Source organism: Solidesulfovibrio alcoholivorans DSM 5433 (assembly GCF_000702665.1).
Classification (GTDB): domain Bacteria; phylum Desulfobacterota; class Desulfovibrionia; order Desulfovibrionales; family Desulfovibrionaceae; genus Solidesulfovibrio; species Solidesulfovibrio alcoholivorans.
Window position 1 is genome coordinate 1 of record NZ_JNJA01000051.1, and the last position, 2,586, is coordinate 2,586.

1 protein-coding gene is annotated in these 2,586 nt (G+C 31.9%); it reads right to left on the reverse strand.

Going from position 1 to position 2,586, the window contains the following annotated elements:
- Positions 1 to 1,550 (reverse strand): hypothetical protein (locus tag Q368_RS26390; protein ID WP_156955904.1); only part of this gene is annotated, 1,550 nt, incomplete at its 3' end.
- Positions 1,551 to 2,586 lie beyond the last annotated feature (1,036 nt).

The following is a 2,586-nucleotide window of genomic DNA, read 5'->3' on the forward strand; positions in this document are numbered from 1 at the left end:
GATCTATTTTTACCAAGGTTTTGTACAATATTAGCCATCCAAGCAAATACATAATTATAAATTTCTGGTTTATTGTCGCAAATTACTTCCATAATGTGATTTTTATATAATGACCAATCACCTGTTTCTTTTGGTTGTACCGCAAATCCTTGCCATAAATTGTATGTACCTTTGATATCTTCTGTCGGGGAAAAAATAATACCATTTGGAAAATCTTTTCTGTAACTACTATTTAGCCATAATTTTGTAAATTTATCCTCAATAATTTCTCCTTTTTTGTTTATGCATTTGCCATGTATAGGTAAATATCTTTTATTGAAATCATCATATGAAGATAAACTAAAAGTTTTAAGTCCACTTAGTTGATCTATCTCATTGTAATTAATAATTAACGATTTACCAGCAATTGAAATTGCAGCATGTTCGCTGTTAAATTCAATAAATTTTGAACGATTTAAATTTAGAACGTTTTTTTTACTTAGTTGTATTGGGCTTGAAATTAGATTGTTAAATGGACAATTTTTACATACATTGTTTTCAAAAGTGTTCTTGATGTATGTGCATGTGAATGGTCCTCCTTTTTCTTTGGCTTGTTGGATTTTATTTTCTGTTTCGTCGTAGCTATAGTTTGAATAATTTTTTGAAATATCGTGACAATGTTGTCTACCGCTATCTATTCTTGAAACAATAGAAAGCATTGCGTACCATTCCGGTTCTGATAAATTATAGGAATTTGTTTCGCAATAATTTATCCACTTACATCCTGTTTTAAGTAAGAAATATTCTGATATCGAATTGTAGTCACAAATATCAGCAATATAATCAGTGATGGCGATTTCTTCTTTGTCATAATTATTATTTTGCATTTTACATTCACTAAATTTATCAGTGTAATTATTGCAAAACACTTTAGCATTATATTTAATATCAGTTGCTTCAACAATTGATGTTAATTTGTTGTATTTGTGGTTGATTGTTTCTGGAACGCGTAACATTTGAGCAAGGTTAGCTGTATTATCAACAGCCCATTCGTGACTTATGCCATTCAGCATTATATTGTTTTGAAAACATTTTAATGAGTTTGTAATATAATCTCTGTTATTATCATCGATTATGATTGGCTCATTGAATATCCAATAGGCATGAATTCCTCCCCCAGTAGAAACTATGATGGAAGGTTTTTCTATTGTATCTAATAATAATATCGCATCATCATATGTTGTGGGTAAATTGTTTTTGCTATGTCCTTCATTTCCATAGTCAATATCTGTCCAAAATCCAGTTAAACATGAAACTGTGTCGTTTGTTGCCCGTTTGTTGTCTTTAGTGGGACTAGATAATAGTCCAAGACCAAAATACACATGGCATAGTTTATTACTGTCAATGCAATACTTTGCAATTTTATCTATTTCATTTATGTGAAATGACTTATTCGTGACCATTTGAGTTTCTTTACTTTTAGTTGAAATGGTTATATAGTAATTTTCTGAATTTTTTGGTAATATTTTTTTAAAAAATTGTTTAATATTATCTACGTTTTGAGCTATCATCCTTTTATTCTCCTATTAACTGCTTTTTGATGCAACTTCCATGAGTCCTGTAACAATCAAGAATCTGATGGCTGATGAAATTGACAAATTATAACTTTTGGCGAATTCCATTATTTTGCCATGCAACAATTCATCAGTTCGCAATGTTAGATTTTTTGTACATTTCTGATTTTTCATTTTTCCTCCTTTAAAATTTTCATTTAGTTGCGCTCAATTCTACCGTTAATCAATTTGCAGTAAACAAAGTTTTTTGCATTAGAGGTCATTTTGAGCCGATTTCTTTGCGATATGCGTATAAATGCATTCTTTTTTATATTTATGTTAGTGATGCTAAAGTTCTTACAAATTAAACAGTCAATTTGTTTATACAATATTTCCAAACATTATATTTTTCCCGTTGCAGCATTGGAAACAGAATGATATTGCACTATAAATAATAGTGCTATCATTCTTTTATCCCTAAATCATCCCATTCGGGCGCGCCTTCCCAAGTGGGATGATTTTTTGCAGAATATCTTTTAATAAAAAAATGTAAAAGAATGTGCCAATTTTTACGAAAAATATTTACTAAACTTGTGATTTTAATCTGAAACTAGGTTGCAATATTGTTTCGATTCGTGCCATGGACAGTGTATTTTTGTTTGTCTTAGTAGTTTAAGAACATATTTTTTTGCAGTTAAAGAATTGTTTAAATAGAAATTGAAAAATAAATTTTAGTTGAGCGGACCAGTTTGTGTTATACTAGACTATGACGGTATGGAATAAATTTAAAGTTAAGATTAAGAAGTCCGCACTGGCAGAATGGCTAATGCTGCCCTATCGGCATTAGCTTACATCTAAAGGGTGCTAGGGAGAAAATGACACTGGAGTATGGGGATACGACGCAAAGCGGCGTTACGAGGCGGAGATACGCCCTGGATTAGACCCAGGATGAAGTATTGGAAATGAGGTGGTCCGGCTTGGTTGGACAGGTTGGCGGCGGGGTTAAGCTATAGTCCGGTTGGTGCTCATGCCGCCTTGGAGGCCGAGTGGCCCT